We start from the raw sequence: 17154 nt of genomic DNA on the forward strand, positions 1-17154 counted from the left end.
AGCCTTTTATAATAGATAAAATTATATCTAAAATCCGTAAAAGATAAATTAATAATTATTTAAAAGATATTGTTTAATGATGCTAATTCTTTGGAAGTCCAAATTTTTGAGTAACTAACTCTCCCTCGTTATTAAAAAAAAGATAATACAGCTGATCTTTTTTCACACTAAGATCTGCTAAATATCTCAGTGCTAAATTTGCTTGAAGTGAAGCAATATGCATTACTATAGGAGCCGTTATTCCTGCAGGGGTTTGAGAAGTTATTTTAAATGCATCTTTAAATGATGCTTTTTCAAAAAAACATACCTGTCCGTGAAAAGCTTCGACACTTCCGTAAATCCATGGTAAATTTTCAGTTTTGCAATAAGTGTCAATCTCTGCGCGGGTAGGCAAGTTGTCAGTCGCATCTATGATAAGATCTACTTTTATATTTTTTTTTGTAAATTCTTTAAAAGTGCATTCATGAGCAGCTGCTTTGACAAAAGGACATCTCTTCTCAATCAACAAAGCATTGAGTGTAGCTTTGTTTTGACCCTCATCACCGACTTTAAAAGCTATTTGACGATGAATGTTGTGAGTTGAAACTTCATCAAAATCAACCATATGAATTTCACCAATACCACTGGCACCAAGGGCAAAAGCAAGTGAACTGCCTAAACCGCCGGCTCCGATGATGGCTATCTTTTTATTTTGAAGAGACATTTGTGTCTTTTCTCCCCAAAGTTGGACTTGACGGTGAAAATAGTTCATCATAATAAACTCCTTTTATCTATAATCTCTTTAAATCCCCAAGATTCTCTGGCTTTTGCTACATCATAATGGCTCATGTCTACAATCATAAGTTCTTCTTTGTTACCTAAATGCTCCAGTAATTCGCCGTTTGGTGAAGCTAAAAGTGAATCACCGTAAAAACTCCATGTAAATTCATTATCACAATACTCACCAATTCTATTTGCTCTTAAAATATAGCAGTTTTGAGTAAAAGCGCGTGAAAGTATTAGATTTTTCCATCTCTCATATGAACCAAAAGTTGAAACACTTGGAACTAAAACGCAATCAATATTTTTAGAAGATATTTGTTCCCATATCTTATCGAAATGGAGTTCAAATCCGCTTATTACTGCAAATTTAAAGTTGTCAATTTTAAATATTAAAGGTGCTTGAACAGCTTTTGGCTTGTTTGCGAAAAAATTCTCTTCATTCCAGTGAGCATAATTTATAAGAATCTGTTGTTGATAATAGTAGGAAGAAGAAGGGGTGAATTTTGCAATAGTTTTATAGATTTTATCTTTTTTTACAATAATAAGAGGCGTAATAATTGTTAAACTGTAGGTAGAAGCCAACTCTTTTAATATTTTAATTTGATGTTGAGCCTGCTCTTTTATCATACTTATAGATAGAGTTTGAAGTTCTTTAAAAAATGGATTTAATATATATTCGCCTAAAAGTAAAACTTTTACACCCTGCTTATTTGCGATTCGTATGTAGTTATATAATTTTGTAGAACTCATTCCCTGAGAACTTAGTTGAAGCACCGCAGCACGCACTAGATACTATCTTTGCTGATGTTATTATCACTACAAAATGCGGACATTACTATTTTCCTTTTATCTGCGTTATTTTAATCTCTGCTTCTTCCAGTATTTTTTGAGCCTTTGCTAACTCACCCATTCCCTCTTCATATGCTTTAACGCTGTCTGCGAGTGTAATATCAGGATTCATCAGAGTTTCTAAAATTTTTTTAGCACTTTGCAGTTTTGATTCAAAACCTTCGGTTTCTTTAGTAAAACCTTCGGTTTCTTTAGTAACATCTTTCTTAGTCATTTAAAACATCCTTTATATACTCTTTAAATTTCTCTATTTCAACTAAAAATGCATCATGTCCATAATCGCTGTCTATATCTAAATAGTGATGATTTTTATGCCCAATTTTAGTGAGTGTATCGCTTATTTCTTTCATTTCATAGTTTCTAAAGAGTAGGTCGTTTTTAAAACTAATAAGATGTAATTCAGCTTTTACTTTTTCTAAAGCTTCGTTTAATGAATCAAATCCTCGAGATAAGTCATAAATATTTATCGCTTTTGTTATATAGAGATATGATAGCGGATCAAACCATTTTGTGAAGTTATAGCCGTTATACTCCAGATAGAGTTCAACTTGAAACTTTCCAAATAACTCATAAAGACCGTCGGTATTTCTATATTCTCTGCCAAATTTATCTTGCATTGACTCATGCGATAAAAAGCTTATATGCCCAGCCATTCTTCCCACAGCCATTCCGGATAAGCCATTCTTTGCGATATCTTCTTTTTCATAGTAACCTTGTTTAAAATCAGGGTCTTTTAGTATCGCCTCTTGAGATACTTTGTTAAAAGCTATAGCCCATGGTTGTGTCGCGTGTGTTGTTGCCAAAGAGATGATTTTAGATGCGAAATTTGGGTATGTTATTGCAAACTGAAGAGCTTGCATTCCACCCATTGAACCGCCGATAATTGCATGAACATTGTGAATACCTAGTTTATCAAAAAGGATTCTTTGTGCTTTAATCATATCTTTAATAGTAACAACAGGGAATTTATATCGATATGGGTTATGATGAGGATACTGCGGACTCATAGGTCCAGTTGAACCAAAACAACTGCCGATAACATTTGTACAAATTACAAAATATTTATCAGTATCAACAGCTTTGCCCGGACCGATAAGAGAATCCCACCAGCCGGTTTTTTTATCGCCTTCGTAGATTCCGGCACAATGGTGAGAACCTGTGAGCGCATGACAGACAACAACAACATTGCTTTTGGTGTCGTTGAGTTTTCCATAAGTCTCATATGTTATATCATAAGGTTCTAAAATACGACCGCTTTCTAAATAAAGAGGATTTGTAAAATGTTCGGTATATGTTTTTAGGTTTAGTGACAATTTTAGGCCTCTAACGCCTGTTTCATATCAGCAATCAAATCCATAATGCTTTCTAATCCACAAGATATTCTAATTAGTCCGGCAGGAACACCGCATGCATTAAGTTCATCTTTGCTTAATTGCTGGTGTGTTGTAGAAGCCGGATGCGTAATTATAGATTTTGAATCACCTATATTTACAACAAGTGAATAGAGTTTTGTTGCATTTACTATTTTAGCAGCTTCTTCAAATGTTTCAACCTCAAAACTTAAAAGTCCGCTGCATGCACCGTTGTCGAAATATTTTTGAGCATTTTTATAGTTAGAATTACTTTGTAAACCAGGATAATTTACTTTTTTAACCTTAGGATGGGATTCTAAAAAATGTGCTAATTCCAGAGCATTTTTCGAGTGTTCACGCATGCGAAGTGAAAGCGTTTCCATCCCTTGAATAAAGAGCCATGAGTTAAAAGGAGATGAAACAGCACCCAAATCTCTTAAAAGAGAGAGCCTTGCTCTTAGAGTGTAAGGCGGCAAATTTGTATCTACATAGATTAAGCCATGATAAGATGCATCCGGTTTATTGAATTGTTCATAACGAGGATTTGCTTTGAGCTTTTCAATAAGATTTTTTCTCTCCACTAAAATTCCACCGATTGCCAAGCCTTGGCCTGTTGTATATTTGCTGGCACTATGAACGATAATATCTGCTCCATGCTCAAATGGACGGCATAAAACAGGCGTTGCAACAGTGTTGTCAACTACCGAGAGAATGCCATGTTTGTTTGCAATTTTAGTAATTACTTCAATATCTGCTACATCTATACTTGGATTTGTTAAAGATTCAAAAAAGATAACTTTTGTTTTGTCATCTATAAGAGATTCTAATGAAGAGGTGTCGTGTACATTAAAAAATCTAGCTTCAATGCCAAATCTTTTTAAAGTGTGGGTGCTTAGTGTTAAGCTTCCGCCGTAGAGTTGCCTTGCACAAATAATGTTATCTCCGGCTTCTGCTGCATTTGCTATAGCAAAAAATATAGCACTCATTCCGCTTGATGTCGCAAGTGCAGCCTCTCCACCCTCAAGTTCTGCAAATCTTTTTTCAAAAACATCTGTAGTGGGGTTGTTTAAACGAGTGTAAATATTTCCCAGCTCTTTTAAGGAGAAGAGATCCGCCGCATGCTGAACATCACGAAACTCATATGCAGTTGTTTGATAAATCGGTACAGCCATAGTTCCTTGAGAATCTTTTGTATATCCAGCATGCAATGCTTTGGTTTGCAAATCCATTTAATTTACCTCGTTTTAAATATTTAAAGGTATTTTATCTAAAATGGTTTAATGTTAGTTTTAAGTGTGCTGTATTTATTTTTTTAAATCTCTTGCCCAATCTTCCATCAATTTATGCATCTCCTCTTTTGGAGCTTCTAAAAATTCTATAATAACTCTGTCTTCAAATTCGCAAATGCCTATGCTTCTCGGTCTAACTGCTAACATTTTAGTGTTAGGTATTGCCTGTCCAAAACAAAAAATAACATTTTGAGCATCAATTAAGCCATCCATAATTGCTCCGTTTAAGCTTTTTGTATGTGAGTAGTGATCAAAAATAGATATAAATTGCGCTATTGGATGATTTTGTATTTTTTCTTTAAAATACTCAGCTATTTCTTTTGTGTTTGAAACTTTTATTTCATTTTTTGTCAACTCTAAGCTAAATATTGGGTATTTGTCCATAAAAACTGTTTTTTTCATTTTTTTTCCTATTATTAAATTTGAGTGGGATTTTAACAAAATTTATATTATATTAAATTTTATTCTTGAACACAGATCTCTTTTTTAATTATATGTATAACTGTTTGATAAGTTACAATAGATACAATAATTGTTATTGCTGCGATCATTGCATAAGAGAGAAGCAGTAAAAAGATACAACTGTTCTGATTATACATAAGCATGGCACTAATCGCCATTGCTGCAATAGGAAATACAAATGCCCACCATGAGATAAAAAACTTTATTTTTATAAAATTTTTATACATAAAAATAACTAAAATAGTAAAAAACAGAGCCAGATTAAAGAGCATAACAGCAAAAAAATCTATTATTCCAAACATTTTAAAATAAGCTATAAAACCGATAGCCGGAGGTGCAATCAATATAAAAAGAGTCGGCATAAATTTTACTGCTATTTGATTGTGAAAAATAATTCTGTTGAGTATTACCGCAAATAAAATAACCCAAAAAAACATTCCAACACTAAAAAAATACAATAATAAACCAAGATCTGCAAAACCAATGCCTGCAACCGGTACCAAAACATTTCCTACTATAGGTATAAACCATGCAGGATTTGAGTGATTTATCTCTTGGTTATGATTTACCCAAAAAGAGATTGTATGCATTGTCAAATAGAAGTGCAGTAATGTTCCAGGATACCAAAAAACGGCACTTATAGTAGGAAAATTTTCTTTATATATAATTGCCAGCATAAGCATAGAAATAGATATAGCAGCAAAAAAGTTTATTCTAACAGGATGTGAAAATTCACTTTTAACGGCTATTTTATATTTAAAAAACTTTTTTATGTAAATATATGAAATAATTATGAAAACAGTTGTGGTGGCATACATAAGTATTTCCCCTATAATATGAGGGAAATTAAGCAAAATTGCGGCTTTTTGATATGTAATTGTTAATCCGCTTAAACCCATAACAATTGCATACATCATAATAGGAAAAAATTTTAACCTATTATAATCCGAAACAGTTTCCATTTAAAGCCTTTATTACTATTATTAATATTTATAATTTTAATAAATCTTACTATTTTCTATAGTAAAAGTCAATAAATGTTGAGTGCGCATAATAATTTGCCTCAAAAAAAGAGGCGTATCAAATGTCGATTTATATTATATATGATAATTTGGAGCTTCTTGTGTGATAATAACATCATGGACATGACTCTCTTTTAGACCTGCACTTGTTATCTCTACAAATTCAGCTTTGTCCCAGAAAGCTTCGATGCTTTCACTGCCGCAATAACCCATCGACGAACGAAGTCCACCCATCATTTGATGCACTATGCCTGCAATGCTTCCTCGGAAAGGAACACGGCCTTCGATTCCTTCAGGAACAAGTTTGTCAGAAGCAGTTCCTTCTTGAAAATATCTGTCAGTTGAACCTTTCTGCATAGCTCCGATACTTCCCATACCACGGTAAGATTTATATTGACGACCTTGAAACATAATTGTGTCTCCCGGAGATTCTTCTGTTCCAGCCAATAAAGAACCCGCCATAATACAGCTTGCACCTACTGCTAAAGCTTTAGCAATATCTCCAGAGTATTTAATTCCGCCATCAGCTATAATAGGAACACCATGTTTTCTAGCTGCATCTGCACACTCTGCAATTGCAGTGATTTGAGGTACACCTACACCGGCAACAATGCGCGTTGTACAGATTGAACCTGGTCCAATTCCGACTTTAACTCCATCTGCTCCGGCTTCAATTAGTGCTTCAACAGCTTCAGCGGTTGCAATATTTCCGGCAATTACATCAATCTCCAAAGTCTCTTTAATTTTTCTGACGGTATCTAAAATGCCTCTTGAGTGACCATGCGCAGAGTCTAAAACTAAAACATCAACACCTGCTTCAACTAAAGCTTTTGCGCGATCTAATTGTCCAACACCAATAGCAGCTCCAACAACAAGTCTTCCAAAATCATCTTTATTCGAATTTGGGTACTCTATGCGTTTTTTGATATCTTTTATAGTAACTAAACCTTTTAAATATCCATCTTCATCTATAATTGGAAGTTTTTCTATTTTATTTTGGTGCATAATATCAGCAGCATCATCTAAAGATATACCTTTTGTAGCAGTTACAAGAGGCATTTTTGTCATAACTTCATCTGCTTTTTTTGTCATATCTTTTTCAAATCTCATATCGCGATTTGTAAGAATGCCTAAAAGTTTGTTATTTGTATCAATTACAGGAACACCTGAGATTTTAAATTCGCTCATAAGAGCGTTTGCTTCAGCAAGTGTTGCATCAGGGTGAACATAAATTGGATCTATAATTACACCGCTTTCGCTTTTTTTAACTTTTTTTACCTGTTTGCATTGTGTTTCAATATCCATGTTCTTATGGATAATTCCGATTCCGCCAAGTCTAGCCATAGCAATAGCTGCTCTATACTCGGTAACGGTATCCATTGCAGCTGAAACCATAGGGATTTTTAAAGAAATATTACGGGTTAGTTTTGTCTCTAAAGAGACCTCTTTTGGCAGTATTTCAGAGTACTGAGGTACAAGTAGTACATCTTCAAATGTAAGAGCGCGTTTACGAATTTTCATGAGAATCCTTTTAAGGGGTAGAAGTTATTTATGTTTCTATAAAATTCGTTGGATTATAGCTTTTTTGTGGTTAAAAAAAGGTAAAGCAACCTGTAAATATAAAATTGTTTTTTAATTTATTTTTTTGTAAAAGATTGAAGAACCTCTTTTGCTATGCCTTCATGTTCGTAAAATTGAATATTATTTGCTTTTAATTGCTTTTGCATTTTAGTTCCGAATTTTCCGGCAATTACTGTTTTGCATGACTCTTGCACAAGAAAATCAACTACTAATGAACTTGAATTTCGTCTGCTGTTTTGTGCCGGATTTTTAATGCTTTGCAGTAAAATGCCTTTTTCATCAAATATAAGATAATATGGAGCTTTTCCGGCTATTTCGCTGATTTGTGAATTTGCAGTTTCTTCAACTGCGGCAACAGCAATAGTGCATGATGATTTTGTTAAATTAACATCTTTTTTTTGCTCAGCAAAGAGCAGAGATGTAAAAAATAGCATTATATAAAAAACTTTAAAATATTTTTTCATCTTTAACCTTTATTTATTTTTCCAATTGCGCATGATATAAAACTTTTAGCTTTAAGTCCGCTTTTTCTAAGAGTTCCTAAATCCTCATCTTCTAGAGGATAACCGAGAGATCTCATTTTTTTGCGAAAACTGAGTTCTGCTTCTTCATCTTTTATCTCTAGCGTAACGACTCTGGGCTCTTGTGTCAAATCTACTTTCACTTCCCCAAACTCATCTTTTAACGACTCTTTTATCGTGTTTGCACATCCGCTGCATTTAATATTTAGCGCTTTAAAATTTTTTTTCACAACTGCTCCCCTCTCTTTAGCATTTTTAATGTAAGAGATAATATTATTATATTGTTTTATACTATAAACTATTATACCCTATCTCTTTTTCTAAACTAAGTGCGCCGTCAAATAGTGTCTGCTCCTCATAAGCGTTTGCAATCAGCTGAAGACCTATAGGCATTCCATCGCTGCTTTTTGCAACGGGAACTGAGATGGCAGGAAGTCCCGCAAGGTTTACGCTTATAGTGTAGAGGTCGCTTAAGTACATCTCCATCGGAGTTGATAACTCTCCAAATTTGTTTGCCGTTGTCGGTGCAACGGGCGATAAAATAAGGTCCACATCTTCAAATATTTTAGAGTATTGATCTTTTATAAGGTGTCTTGTTTTTTGCGCTTTTACATAGTACGCTTCATAGTAGCCGCTTGAAAGTACAAAGTTTCCAAGCAATATACGGCGTTTAACTTCATCGCCGAAACCTTGGCTTCTAGTCTGAATAAAAGTATCTTCAAGATTTTTGCCAGTTACTCTGTTTCCGTAGCGGATGCCGTCGTAACGAGCGAGGTTTGTAGTAGCTTCCGCAGTTGCCGTAATATAGTAAGCGGAAATGTCGAATTTCGCGTCCATAAGTTCGCGCTCAACTATCTCATGCCCTGCATTTTTAAGAGCGCTTATCGCTAACTCATAAGCTTTTTTTACATCTTGGCTTGCATTTTCTATATGTTTTGGCAAAACTGCAATTTTGAGTTTTCTTGATGCGTTGAGTTTATCACTTACTTTGTCGTTTTTGTTCGCACTTGTAGAGTCTTTTTCGTCGTGTCCGCTTATGATGTCATAGAGTATTGCAGCATCTTCAACATTTTGAGTCATCGGTCCTATCTGATCAAGACTTGAGGCGTAAGCTCCCAGGCCGTAACGGCTAACACGACCGTAAGTTGGTTTCATGCCGACAATTCCGCAAAATGAAGCAGGCTGACGGATGCTTCCGCCCGTATCGCTTCCAAGAGCCGCAATAGCAATACCTGCCGCAACTGCCGCCGCACTTCCGCCAGAGCTTCCACCCGGAACGCAATCTTTGTTGTGAGGATTTAGAGTTTTGCCGTAAAAGCTTGACTCTGTTGTACTTCCCATAGCAAACTCATCCATATTTGTTCGCCCAAACGGACTAAGTCCAGCACCAAGCATCTTCTCAATTACCGTTGCATTGTATGGAGCGATATATCCTTGAAGTATGTTTGAGCCTGATGTCACAGACCAATCTTTTACCTGAATGTTGTCCTTTATAGCTATCGGCACCCCTTCGCCGACATTGTTTACATCTATGTATGCATTAATATCCGCATTTGCTTCTATATTTGTTTTAAGCTCTTCTTTAAATTTTGTTAGTTCATCTTTGTTTAGTTTCAGTGCTTCTTTTAATGTAATCACTACTTTTCCTATATTTATAAATTATTGAATGTATTATAGCAAAATGTGTCTGTTTTTTCTTTAGCGAGGTTTTATTAGAGAGACCTAACTGGATATATGCGTTTGTTTGCATTTTTTAGCATCTGAAGTCCTGCCGCATTCGCAAGCATATTAAGTTTCTATTTTAAATATTATCTTAGTCAAAAATCAGAAGAAAACTAGTCTTGTTCCTTGTTTCTTAAGCTTTATTAAGAATAGGAGGTATTACACATGTTATAATGGGCATTATAGAATAGATATGATAAATAAAAAAAGTATACCCGATTAAAGGAATTTTATATGAAGCGTATTGTTATTAAAGTTGGTAGTAGTGTTTTAATTGAGGATGGTCATATTGCAAATGAGAGGATGTTAAATCTTGTCTCTCTTATTGTAGACTTGCGAAAAAAGCATGAAGTTATTTTAGTCACATCTGGAGCTGTTGCAGCCGGATACACTGCAGTGCAGCTTAATAAACTTGTTCCGACAAGTAAAAAAGTTTTGGCTTCATTGGGGCAACCTATTCTTATGAGTTCATATAAGAATCTCTTTGATATTTTTGACATTACAATCTCTCAGATCCTTATGACAGAAGATGATTTCAACTCAAGACCCCATACAAAAATTTTTCAAGATATCATAGACAGAACATTTAAAAATGACATATTAGCAATTATCAACGAAAATGACATCTCGACGACGCCAGAGCAGCTTTTTGGGGATAATGACCAACTTTCAGCTCATGTAACTTACTTTGCAGGAGCAGATTTGCTTGTGATATTAAGTGACATCGATGGTTATTATGATTCAAATCCAAAAGATAATCCAAAAGCGAAATTACGAAAGCAAGTAAACGAGTTGACCGAAGAGGAGTTAGACCAAGAGTTCACACCAAATTCTAAATTTGCATCAGGCGGTATAGTAACAAAGCTAAAGGCAGCCCAATATATAATAGAAAACGATTTAGAAATGTTTTTATGTAACGGCTTTGATCTAACTTCAGTGAGAAGTTACCTGCTCGATGATGTTCATGAAAAAGGTACGCTATTTACAAGTAAAAAGTAAAAAGTAAAAATTACACCCCTGTGAATGAATCTCCACTTTTTACAACTTTGCTTATCAATGATTTTGATACATTCAAATAAGTTGCAATGCTTGCTTGAGAGTAACCGTCTTGGTGCGCGTTAAGTATCGCTAAGTTTCTGTTTACTTTTGTACAGAGATTCATTCAGTGGGGTGTATTTCATTTCTGAATATGCCGACATTTTGGGCAAGCTTCCTCCGCTTTCGGAGGCTCCACACTCACATCTGGCACATCTTCCGTTTCATCGATCTTAGCCGTTACCGCCTCGGCATCGTTATTTACTGACTCTAGCGATAGAAAAGTCCCCAGGACCGTAGTTCTCACTTCTTCAATAACATACGCTTTTCTTGCGGGAAACCTAACAAGACGCAGACCAGCAGCATCGCACGCGGATTCAATAAATTCATCTCGTTTCCGACGAGACTTGTTTCCGTGCGATTTATCATCTAGTTCAATTGCACATAAAATGGATAAATCTTCTTTATTACATACAACAAAATCAATGTGCTTGGCGGATATTCGATTAAATGCCTTTTGCCAGTTACTACGAGACATGCCTTTTCTTGGGGCAATTACATCCGCTAACCGAACCTTCCCGAATATTTCCCATTCTCCGCCCACCGCTTGTTTCAAAACCCCATAGAATGATCGTTCTGCGGGCGTAAATAGTGCATCAATTTTTTCGTATGGAAGTTTGCCTTTTCCTGCATGTTCTTTGCCTTTCAGGAATAGTGCAATTACAACGATGATGAAAAGTACAACTACAATATAAACAAGGTCCATGTGATATCCTTATTGAGCATAACGTTTAAAATGAGCCAATAAATTGCCCGCAGGGTAATTTATTGGCTCCACTGATTTGTTAGGTTTAAACATAATAGTCTGGTTCTTCTTCAATATCAACTTCAATTCCAGACAATATACTTACTATAGTTAACGAATCTATTTCAATATCTTTTAAAGTTAAACCTTCAATCTCATAGGTAAATACTATCTCAACAGTAAAAGTCTTATCTATATATTCAATTCTATCAGTTGTATCAAAAACATATAACTTTCCGTCTTCCTTGTCATAGATACTACTATTGATGTAATCTGGTCCTGAAGCATGAATTTCAAATTCAATATCTATGTCAAATATCGTAATACATTTATCATCTTCTATATTTATAATATTTGGATTAATTACCCCAATATTAGTTATATGAAAATCATTGATTTCTGAATCTTCCCAAGATGAATTATTATACATTTCTGCATCTTTTAAAATAGATTCGATTTTTTCTTTAATCTCTGAATCATGCTCAGATATATACTTTTTTATCTTAATAGTGATATTTTCATCATGTTGATTATATAAATCTAGTACCTTTTCTAGTGATTCAATTGAAATCATTTGAGTATCTGTTTTACAAAAATTATTCATATCAGGATCATCAGAAACAATATAAATTTTTTCATCATTAGTGAGATTGGTTTTTAACGATAATAAAGATATTGCATCTGGAAATTCTTTTTGTTTTTTTTCACTAAAAGGGGGCGATTGATTAAAATACAATTCTAATATATCTTCTGTATTAACATTACTTGAATCAACTATTGTAGTATTGCATTCTTCTAAAAAATTATCAAATAGAGTATTTGCTTGTTCATAAATATCATCATTATTAATTTGATCAAAGATTGAACAATTAAAATCTTGATTTATTGCCGTTAGTAGATGTCTTTTTCTTTTAAAATCTTTTATAATACTTAAAGCTTCTGTAGTAGAATCTTTGATTTTTTTATAAACTTCTTGTTGAACAACACTTGTAGTAAAGTTTGTTAATTTATCTTGTTTACATAAGTCCTTAAAACTTGATAAGGTCTGATAATCAAAATTTAATCCTTTTTTGACATAGTATTGGGTGTCAATAAATATTTTTTTTGATTCTAACATGATATATCCTTACTCTTTATATATATTACTTACTGTAAACCTAACGTTTAAGTTGAGAAATATTTGAGCCGCAGGGTCAAATATTTCTCTCCAATGATTTGTTAGATGATGTAAAACTTAGAGTAAAGAAATACATATCAACCAATTTCATTATAGGATATTTTACTCCAACTTTTTCTTCAATACTTTTTTGAACTTTTAAAAAGTCATTTTTATTTTCTTGATAAAATTTAACTACTTCTAAAAAGCTTTTTCCTGATAGTTTTGTATATGGTTGTATATTTTTTGTTTTTAATCCATCTTTAAAAAATCTATCATATGCAGGAATACAACCAAGTGTTCCAAGTAAAATTTTAGTTAATAAAGTGTCTGTAACATTAATACCCTTTTTAGGTTTTTCTGGAATATCTTTAATATTGTCTGGATACCAATTTTCTATAAATTCTGATAATTTAAAAATATCTTCAAAATTCTTATCTTCTGCATTAAAATAATTAAAATCAATATTTTGCAGATGTTTATACTTTAATATCTCTTCTACAACTTTATGATGAATCAGGTAATCTTGCCATAAAAGAAAACTTGAGCCTCTATACATACCCCAACTTGCAAGATAAAATGATAAATGTAAACAAGCTATCTCTTTATCAATTTTATCAATATCTTGGGAAAAATATAAAAAACAATGTTCCCATGATTTGTATCTATGATTTTTATCACTGATTAATTGTTGAAAAAAATTCATTATATTATTTTCGATATTGTGCATTTGTTCCCTTGTCATCTAACGTTTAAGATGAGCAATCAAAAAGCCGCCTCGGGTTTTTGATTGGTCTCCACTGATTTGTTATACATTAGTCAAATAAGTCCATCAACTCTTGTGCTGATTGTAACTTGTCATAACTCGTATATCTTGGGCTTTGTAAAATACCTTGTTTTGCTCTACCGTATTTTATTGGTCCAATTGCTTTTGCTGAAGAAACAAAATTCAACTTATACTTTTCTCCATCCCCATACGGTTCAATTGATTCTACTTCCGCAAAATGTGTTACCGCAGAGATAGGTGCTGTTTGATATGCTGCAATATATTTAATATCCTTCAATTTTCCCCCACCTATGCGAATAGCATACCAACAATTTTCTCCTATAAATACGTCTTTAAAGCCATCTTCTTGTGCTGGTACAATAATCGTGTCTAAAATATTTCTTTTTATGTCAGATGGTTGAGAAGATACTTTTATTTTCTTTGCCTTCTCAAATACTTTCACTTCTACTAATGGTAATATGCTTAATATCTCGTTCAAAAATTCTTGAGTATCAGCTTTTTCAGATTCTGTTAAAATAGGCTCATTAGGTGTAGCGGAATTATCCAATCTACATCGTCCTATGTTTTGTGCTTTTTGGATTAAAGCCCATTCTAACCATGTTATATGGGCACGGTTCAGCCCACCATTACTTGAAACAAAAACCAGTGCTTTATCCCAAAACTCTTTATTTTTTTCGTGAGATTCGATGCGTTTCCTGACTCCATCGCCTTGACCAATATATAAAGTCGGAAGGTCGTCACCTTCTTGATACCCAAAAAGTATATAGATTCCTGCTTGTTCAAATTCATTTCGGTTTTTATGTTTTGCCCAACCTTCACGAGATATTTCTAGTCCAGTGCCTGTCCAGTTCATTTTATCAATAATTTTGAATGTGCTTGGATCGCCATCAGGGACGAATAATCGAATTGTGTAAGGTTTTGACATTATTTTCCTTTATGATGTATAACGGTTAAACTGAATTACAAATGTAGCGTTTGAAAAAGTGAAGTTTGAATATTAGAAATATATTTGTTTTCATAGTTAGTTGAATTACTTGTCATAGGTACATTTGTTGATTCCTGTGATTTGTTATACTCTTTGTCTTTAAATTTAGTTTGTACTCGTTTATTTTTAATTAGAATCCTAAAATATGGACATTTCCCATTTATTGATAAATCCTTTTCATCATTCCCTTTTCTGAATTTGATTATTTCAAATTGTTCAGGATTGAATTTATGTAAAAATGTAATGGGCACACCCATAACCCCCTTGTAGTCTGATGGTATATTTTTAGTTTTATTAATATTAATTCCATCGTAATTGTCATATTTTGGATATTCATTTTCATTACCGAAATATTTTTTTGTAAGTGCAATATCTTCGTGCCGTTTGAAAGTATCTAAGTTAGTTAACCACAGACAATTGTTTGGGGAAACTATTCTATTTCCAAAGCTATCAATACGAGCCTCTGTTCCATAAAGTTCATAGTGTTCTGGAACAATAAAACCAGAAATACCTCTGCCAAGATTTATTCCTAACCATGCTTTATTTTCTTTAATTAGTTTAAAAATTTCTTTATAGGTTATTGCATTAATATTGCCAATTATCAAAAACTTTTTATCGTATTTAACTAATTGAGCTACATATTCTCTAAATAATGAAAATGGTGGATTAGTAACAACAATATCGGACTGCTTTAATAGTTCAACACTTTCTTTACTACGAAAATCTCCATTTCCTTTGAAGTAAACTATGTCAGTTATACTTGGTTTGATTTTTTCTTCCTCTGTACCTGTGTATTCAAAGAAAAAACCATTTTTATCTTCTTTTGTATTGAATAAATCTTTTGCTTCTTCTTTATAGCAAGCTGCAATTAATTTTTTTATACCTAATTCTTTGAAGTTTGAGGCAAAATAATTAAAAAAGTTACTACTTCGTGGATCATCACAATTGCAATAAACTACTTTATTTTCAAAATGACTTTTATAATGTTGTAATTCACTTTCTATATCCGAAAGTTGTGTGTAAAACTCGTCACTTTTTGATTTTTTAGCTTTTTGTAATAATTCATTTGTTGCATTTCTTGCCATTTTTAACCTATTTTGTTGTTAGTTATCTGATTAAATATTTCACTGCCTAACACTTGGAGAGAGGTTTTAGAAGTTTCAAGCATAATATCAAACATTTTTTTAATATCCCATTTTGCACCATTCCCTTGTGTGTATATTGAAGTTGCTTGAAGCATAATTGTTTTATCTTTATGTTTGACAAATTTATTTTTACACAAATTGGTATTAATTGGCATTCCATAATTTGCAGAAGTTAATCGATCTAATCTATTTAACATTCCTGAGTTGTATTCAAGCGTTACAACCCTTCCATCTGGTCTTTCAATGGCAATAGTTTCTGTTAAAAAATTTGAGCCTTCAAGAAATAAAACATAAGGAAAATGAGATTCAGATAACATCAAATTAGCGATTTCAGATATGTTTTTATGTGACCTTTCTATTGCATTACCAGCAGCCATCAAGTCTTGATTATTATTCTTACCTACTAGTGTACCATTTTTGATATTTTCAATGTCTTTTCCTTGATGTTTAGCTTCTGATACTAAAATAATTCTCCAATTATCGTTATCGTCTTTTACTTCTATTATTCCACCATCAGGTATAATGCTTGAATTTGCTACAAAAAGGGTCTGCCCTAATTCTGGGTCAACTTTCTTTAATGCTTCATTTATTTCTTCTTTTTTTATACTCGTTTTGTAATTAAAAGATAATTGAGGATATTCTTTTTTAAGTTGTTCAATAACAAGGTTTGATATTTTTCCAACAGTCATGTCATGAGATTTTGCTTCATCTCCAAATATACCAATTACACCTTTAGACTCTTTATGTTGATTTGTTAGTCTGTTTGATTGAACTTTTTTAGCCATATTATTCCTTTTCTAGAATTTAATTTTAACACAAATATTATAAAAGGCTTGTTTTAAAAGTTTACCTATCCTCTATATTGATGTATAACGTTTGAAATGAGCAATCAAAAAGCCGCCCGCGGGTTTTTGATTGGTCTCCTTTTGGGTTGTTAGACAAGTAATCGATCACAGTAATTAAATGTGTTTTGTCCCCTGCCATCGATAGATTAATCTATTCATGTTCTTCTGCCTGAGAACTTTTATGTCTGAATACAGTCCTTTTCAAAGTAATTAGGCTGAATATACCTATCAAAATCAATGCTGGAATAATAAGCAAGAAATCTAGTCTTATTTTGGGCCCGCAATCAGCCCGCTTCATAGGCGTATTTGCCAGATCCCCTTGATCAGCTCCATTATCAAGCAGTATCTGCACAATATCAGGATAGCATCCAGCAGCAAATTTAAGTGCAGACATCCCACCAAAATTGCGTGCGTTTACATCGGCATGATTTAATAGTAAGATTTTGACTGCATCGGTTTTTCCGTTTCTTGCGGCCCTCATCAAAGCTGTATATCCTTCATCTGACTTCACATTCACGTCTGCTCCATTCTCTATGAGAATTTCCATAATTTCCGTATGGCCATAACGCGCAGCAACCATGAGAGGCGTCACTTCGATAGCACCAGCTTTTTTCATATTGACGTCAGCCCCATTGGCAATAAGAGTTTTGACCTTTTCTAGCTGGTTCTGACGTACAGCAGACATCAAGGGCATTTCTCCCGGAACGGAATAGTCTGACGCACCAAATAAAGCACTGATAAATAACAATCCAAATAAAATGGATGTCAATGACGAGAATTTGCGGTTCTGTTTATGTTCGAGTTTCATAATTAATCCTAAGGGAGATTGTTGCAAC

Annotated in this window: 20 protein-coding genes; 1 reads left to right on the top strand and 19 read right to left on the bottom strand. The window is 33.4% G+C overall.

Annotation, left to right across the window (positions count from 1 at the left end):
- Window positions 1-82: 82 nt before the first annotated feature.
- From FJR47_RS03500 to gatA, 11 genes are all read right to left on the bottom strand, one after another.
- The gene (locus FJR47_RS03500; protein ID WP_152299082.1) at window positions 83-754 is read right to left on the bottom strand and encodes a HesA/MoeB/ThiF family protein; all 672 of its coding nucleotides are present in this window, start codon (window positions 752-754) and stop codon (window positions 83-85) included.
- On the bottom strand, window positions 751-1512 hold the full coding sequence (locus FJR47_RS03505; protein WP_241855418.1) for a carbon-nitrogen hydrolase family protein: 762 nt from the start codon (window positions 1510-1512) through the stop codon (window positions 751-753). Before FJR47_RS03505 ends, FJR47_RS03500 begins: the two co-directional genes overlap by 4 nt.
- An 85-nt stretch (window positions 1513-1597) precedes the next feature.
- The gene (xseB, locus tag FJR47_RS03510; protein WP_152299084.1) at window positions 1598-1825 is read right to left on the bottom strand and encodes an exodeoxyribonuclease VII small subunit; all 228 of its coding nucleotides are present in this window, start codon (window positions 1823-1825) and stop codon (window positions 1598-1600) included.
- Window positions 1818-2924: a homoserine O-acetyltransferase MetX gene (metX, locus tag FJR47_RS03515; RefSeq protein ID WP_152299085.1), complete on the bottom strand. Its 1107-nt coding sequence runs from the start codon at window positions 2922-2924 to the stop codon at window positions 1818-1820. The genes xseB and metX overlap by 8 nt, the downstream gene beginning before the upstream one ends.
- 2 nt (window positions 2925-2926) lie before the next feature.
- On the bottom strand, window positions 2927-4192 hold the full coding sequence (locus FJR47_RS03520) for an O-acetylhomoserine aminocarboxypropyltransferase/cysteine synthase family protein (protein WP_152299086.1): 1266 nt from the start codon (window positions 4190-4192) through the stop codon (window positions 2927-2929).
- A gap of 75 nt (window positions 4193-4267) precedes the next feature.
- A complete protein-coding gene (locus tag FJR47_RS03525) occupies window positions 4268-4654 on the bottom strand; it encodes a DUF6858 family protein (protein WP_152299087.1) in 387 nt (128 codons plus the stop codon).
- Window positions 4655-4713: 59 nt separating this feature from the next.
- On the bottom strand, window positions 4714-5676 hold the full coding sequence (locus FJR47_RS03530; protein WP_152299088.1) for an SLAC1 anion channel family protein: 963 nt from the start codon (window positions 5674-5676) through the stop codon (window positions 4714-4716).
- A 135-nt stretch (window positions 5677-5811) separates the two neighbouring features.
- Window positions 5812-7257: an IMP dehydrogenase gene (gene guaB / locus FJR47_RS03535; protein WP_152299089.1), complete on the bottom strand. Its 1446-nt coding sequence runs from the start codon at window positions 7255-7257 to the stop codon at window positions 5812-5814.
- A gap of 116 nt (window positions 7258-7373) precedes the next feature.
- Entirely contained in the window at window positions 7374-7781 is a 408-nt protein-coding gene (locus tag FJR47_RS03540) for a NifB/NifX family molybdenum-iron cluster-binding protein (RefSeq protein ID WP_152299090.1), read from the bottom strand.
- 2 nt (window positions 7782-7783) lie between these two features.
- A complete protein-coding gene (locus FJR47_RS03545; protein WP_152299091.1) occupies window positions 7784-8068 on the bottom strand; it encodes a heavy-metal-associated domain-containing protein in 285 nt (94 codons plus the stop codon).
- 61 nt (window positions 8069-8129) lie between these two features.
- A complete protein-coding gene (gene gatA / locus FJR47_RS03550; RefSeq protein ID WP_152299092.1) occupies window positions 8130-9476 on the bottom strand; it encodes an Asp-tRNA(Asn)/Glu-tRNA(Gln) amidotransferase subunit GatA in 1347 nt (448 codons plus the stop codon).
- Window positions 9477-9794: 318 nt separating this feature from the next.
- On the opposite strand from gatA, the gene proB reads away from it, so the two are divergent.
- On the top strand, window positions 9795-10559 hold the full coding sequence (gene proB / locus FJR47_RS03555; protein WP_152299093.1) for a glutamate 5-kinase: 765 nt from the start codon (window positions 9795-9797) through the stop codon (window positions 10557-10559).
- A gap of 10 nt (window positions 10560-10569) precedes the next feature.
- Here proB and FJR47_RS09820 read toward each other — a convergent pair whose 3' ends face one another.
- The 8 genes from FJR47_RS09820 to FJR47_RS03595 all read right to left on the bottom strand — a co-directional run bounded on the left by FJR47_RS09820 (window position 10570) and on the right by FJR47_RS03595 (window position 17126).
- Window positions 10570-10722: a helix-turn-helix domain-containing protein gene (locus FJR47_RS09820; RefSeq protein WP_152299094.1), complete on the bottom strand. Its 153-nt coding sequence runs from the start codon at window positions 10720-10722 to the stop codon at window positions 10570-10572.
- 15 nt (window positions 10723-10737) lie between these two features.
- Window positions 10738-11361, bottom strand: a complete 624-nt coding sequence (locus FJR47_RS03565; protein WP_152299095.1) for a DUF2726 domain-containing protein — start codon at window positions 11359-11361, stop codon at window positions 10738-10740.
- Between the two features lie 85 nt (window positions 11362-11446).
- The gene (locus FJR47_RS03570; RefSeq protein ID WP_152299096.1) at window positions 11447-12517 is read right to left on the bottom strand and encodes a PIN domain-containing protein; all 1071 of its coding nucleotides are present in this window, start codon (window positions 12515-12517) and stop codon (window positions 11447-11449) included.
- Between the two features lie 76 nt (window positions 12518-12593).
- A complete protein-coding gene (locus FJR47_RS03575) occupies window positions 12594-13286 on the bottom strand; it encodes a hypothetical protein (protein ID WP_152299097.1) in 693 nt (230 codons plus the stop codon).
- An 85-nt stretch (window positions 13287-13371) separates the two neighbouring features.
- Window positions 13372-14268 (bottom strand): GIY-YIG nuclease family protein, encoded by an 897-nt coding sequence (locus tag FJR47_RS03580; RefSeq protein ID WP_152299098.1) that lies wholly within the window; start codon window positions 14266-14268, stop codon window positions 13372-13374.
- A gap of 35 nt (window positions 14269-14303) precedes the next feature.
- Window positions 14304-15413, bottom strand: coding sequence for an adenine-specific methyltransferase EcoRI family protein (locus FJR47_RS03585; RefSeq protein ID WP_152299099.1), 1110 nt, complete (start codon window positions 15411-15413; stop codon window positions 14304-14306).
- 2 nt (window positions 15414-15415) lie between these two features.
- Window positions 15416-16258, bottom strand: coding sequence for an EcoRI family type II restriction endonuclease (locus tag FJR47_RS03590; RefSeq protein ID WP_152299100.1), 843 nt, complete (start codon window positions 16256-16258; stop codon window positions 15416-15418).
- A gap of 211 nt (window positions 16259-16469) precedes the next feature.
- Window positions 16470-17126, bottom strand: a complete 657-nt coding sequence (locus tag FJR47_RS03595) for an ankyrin repeat domain-containing protein (protein ID WP_188093748.1) — start codon at window positions 17124-17126, stop codon at window positions 16470-16472.
- Between the last annotated feature and the right edge of the window lie 28 nt (window positions 17127-17154).

Source organism: Sulfurimonas xiamenensis (genome assembly GCF_009258045.1).
Taxonomy (GTDB): domain Bacteria; phylum Campylobacterota; class Campylobacteria; order Campylobacterales; family Sulfurimonadaceae; genus Sulfurimonas; species Sulfurimonas xiamenensis.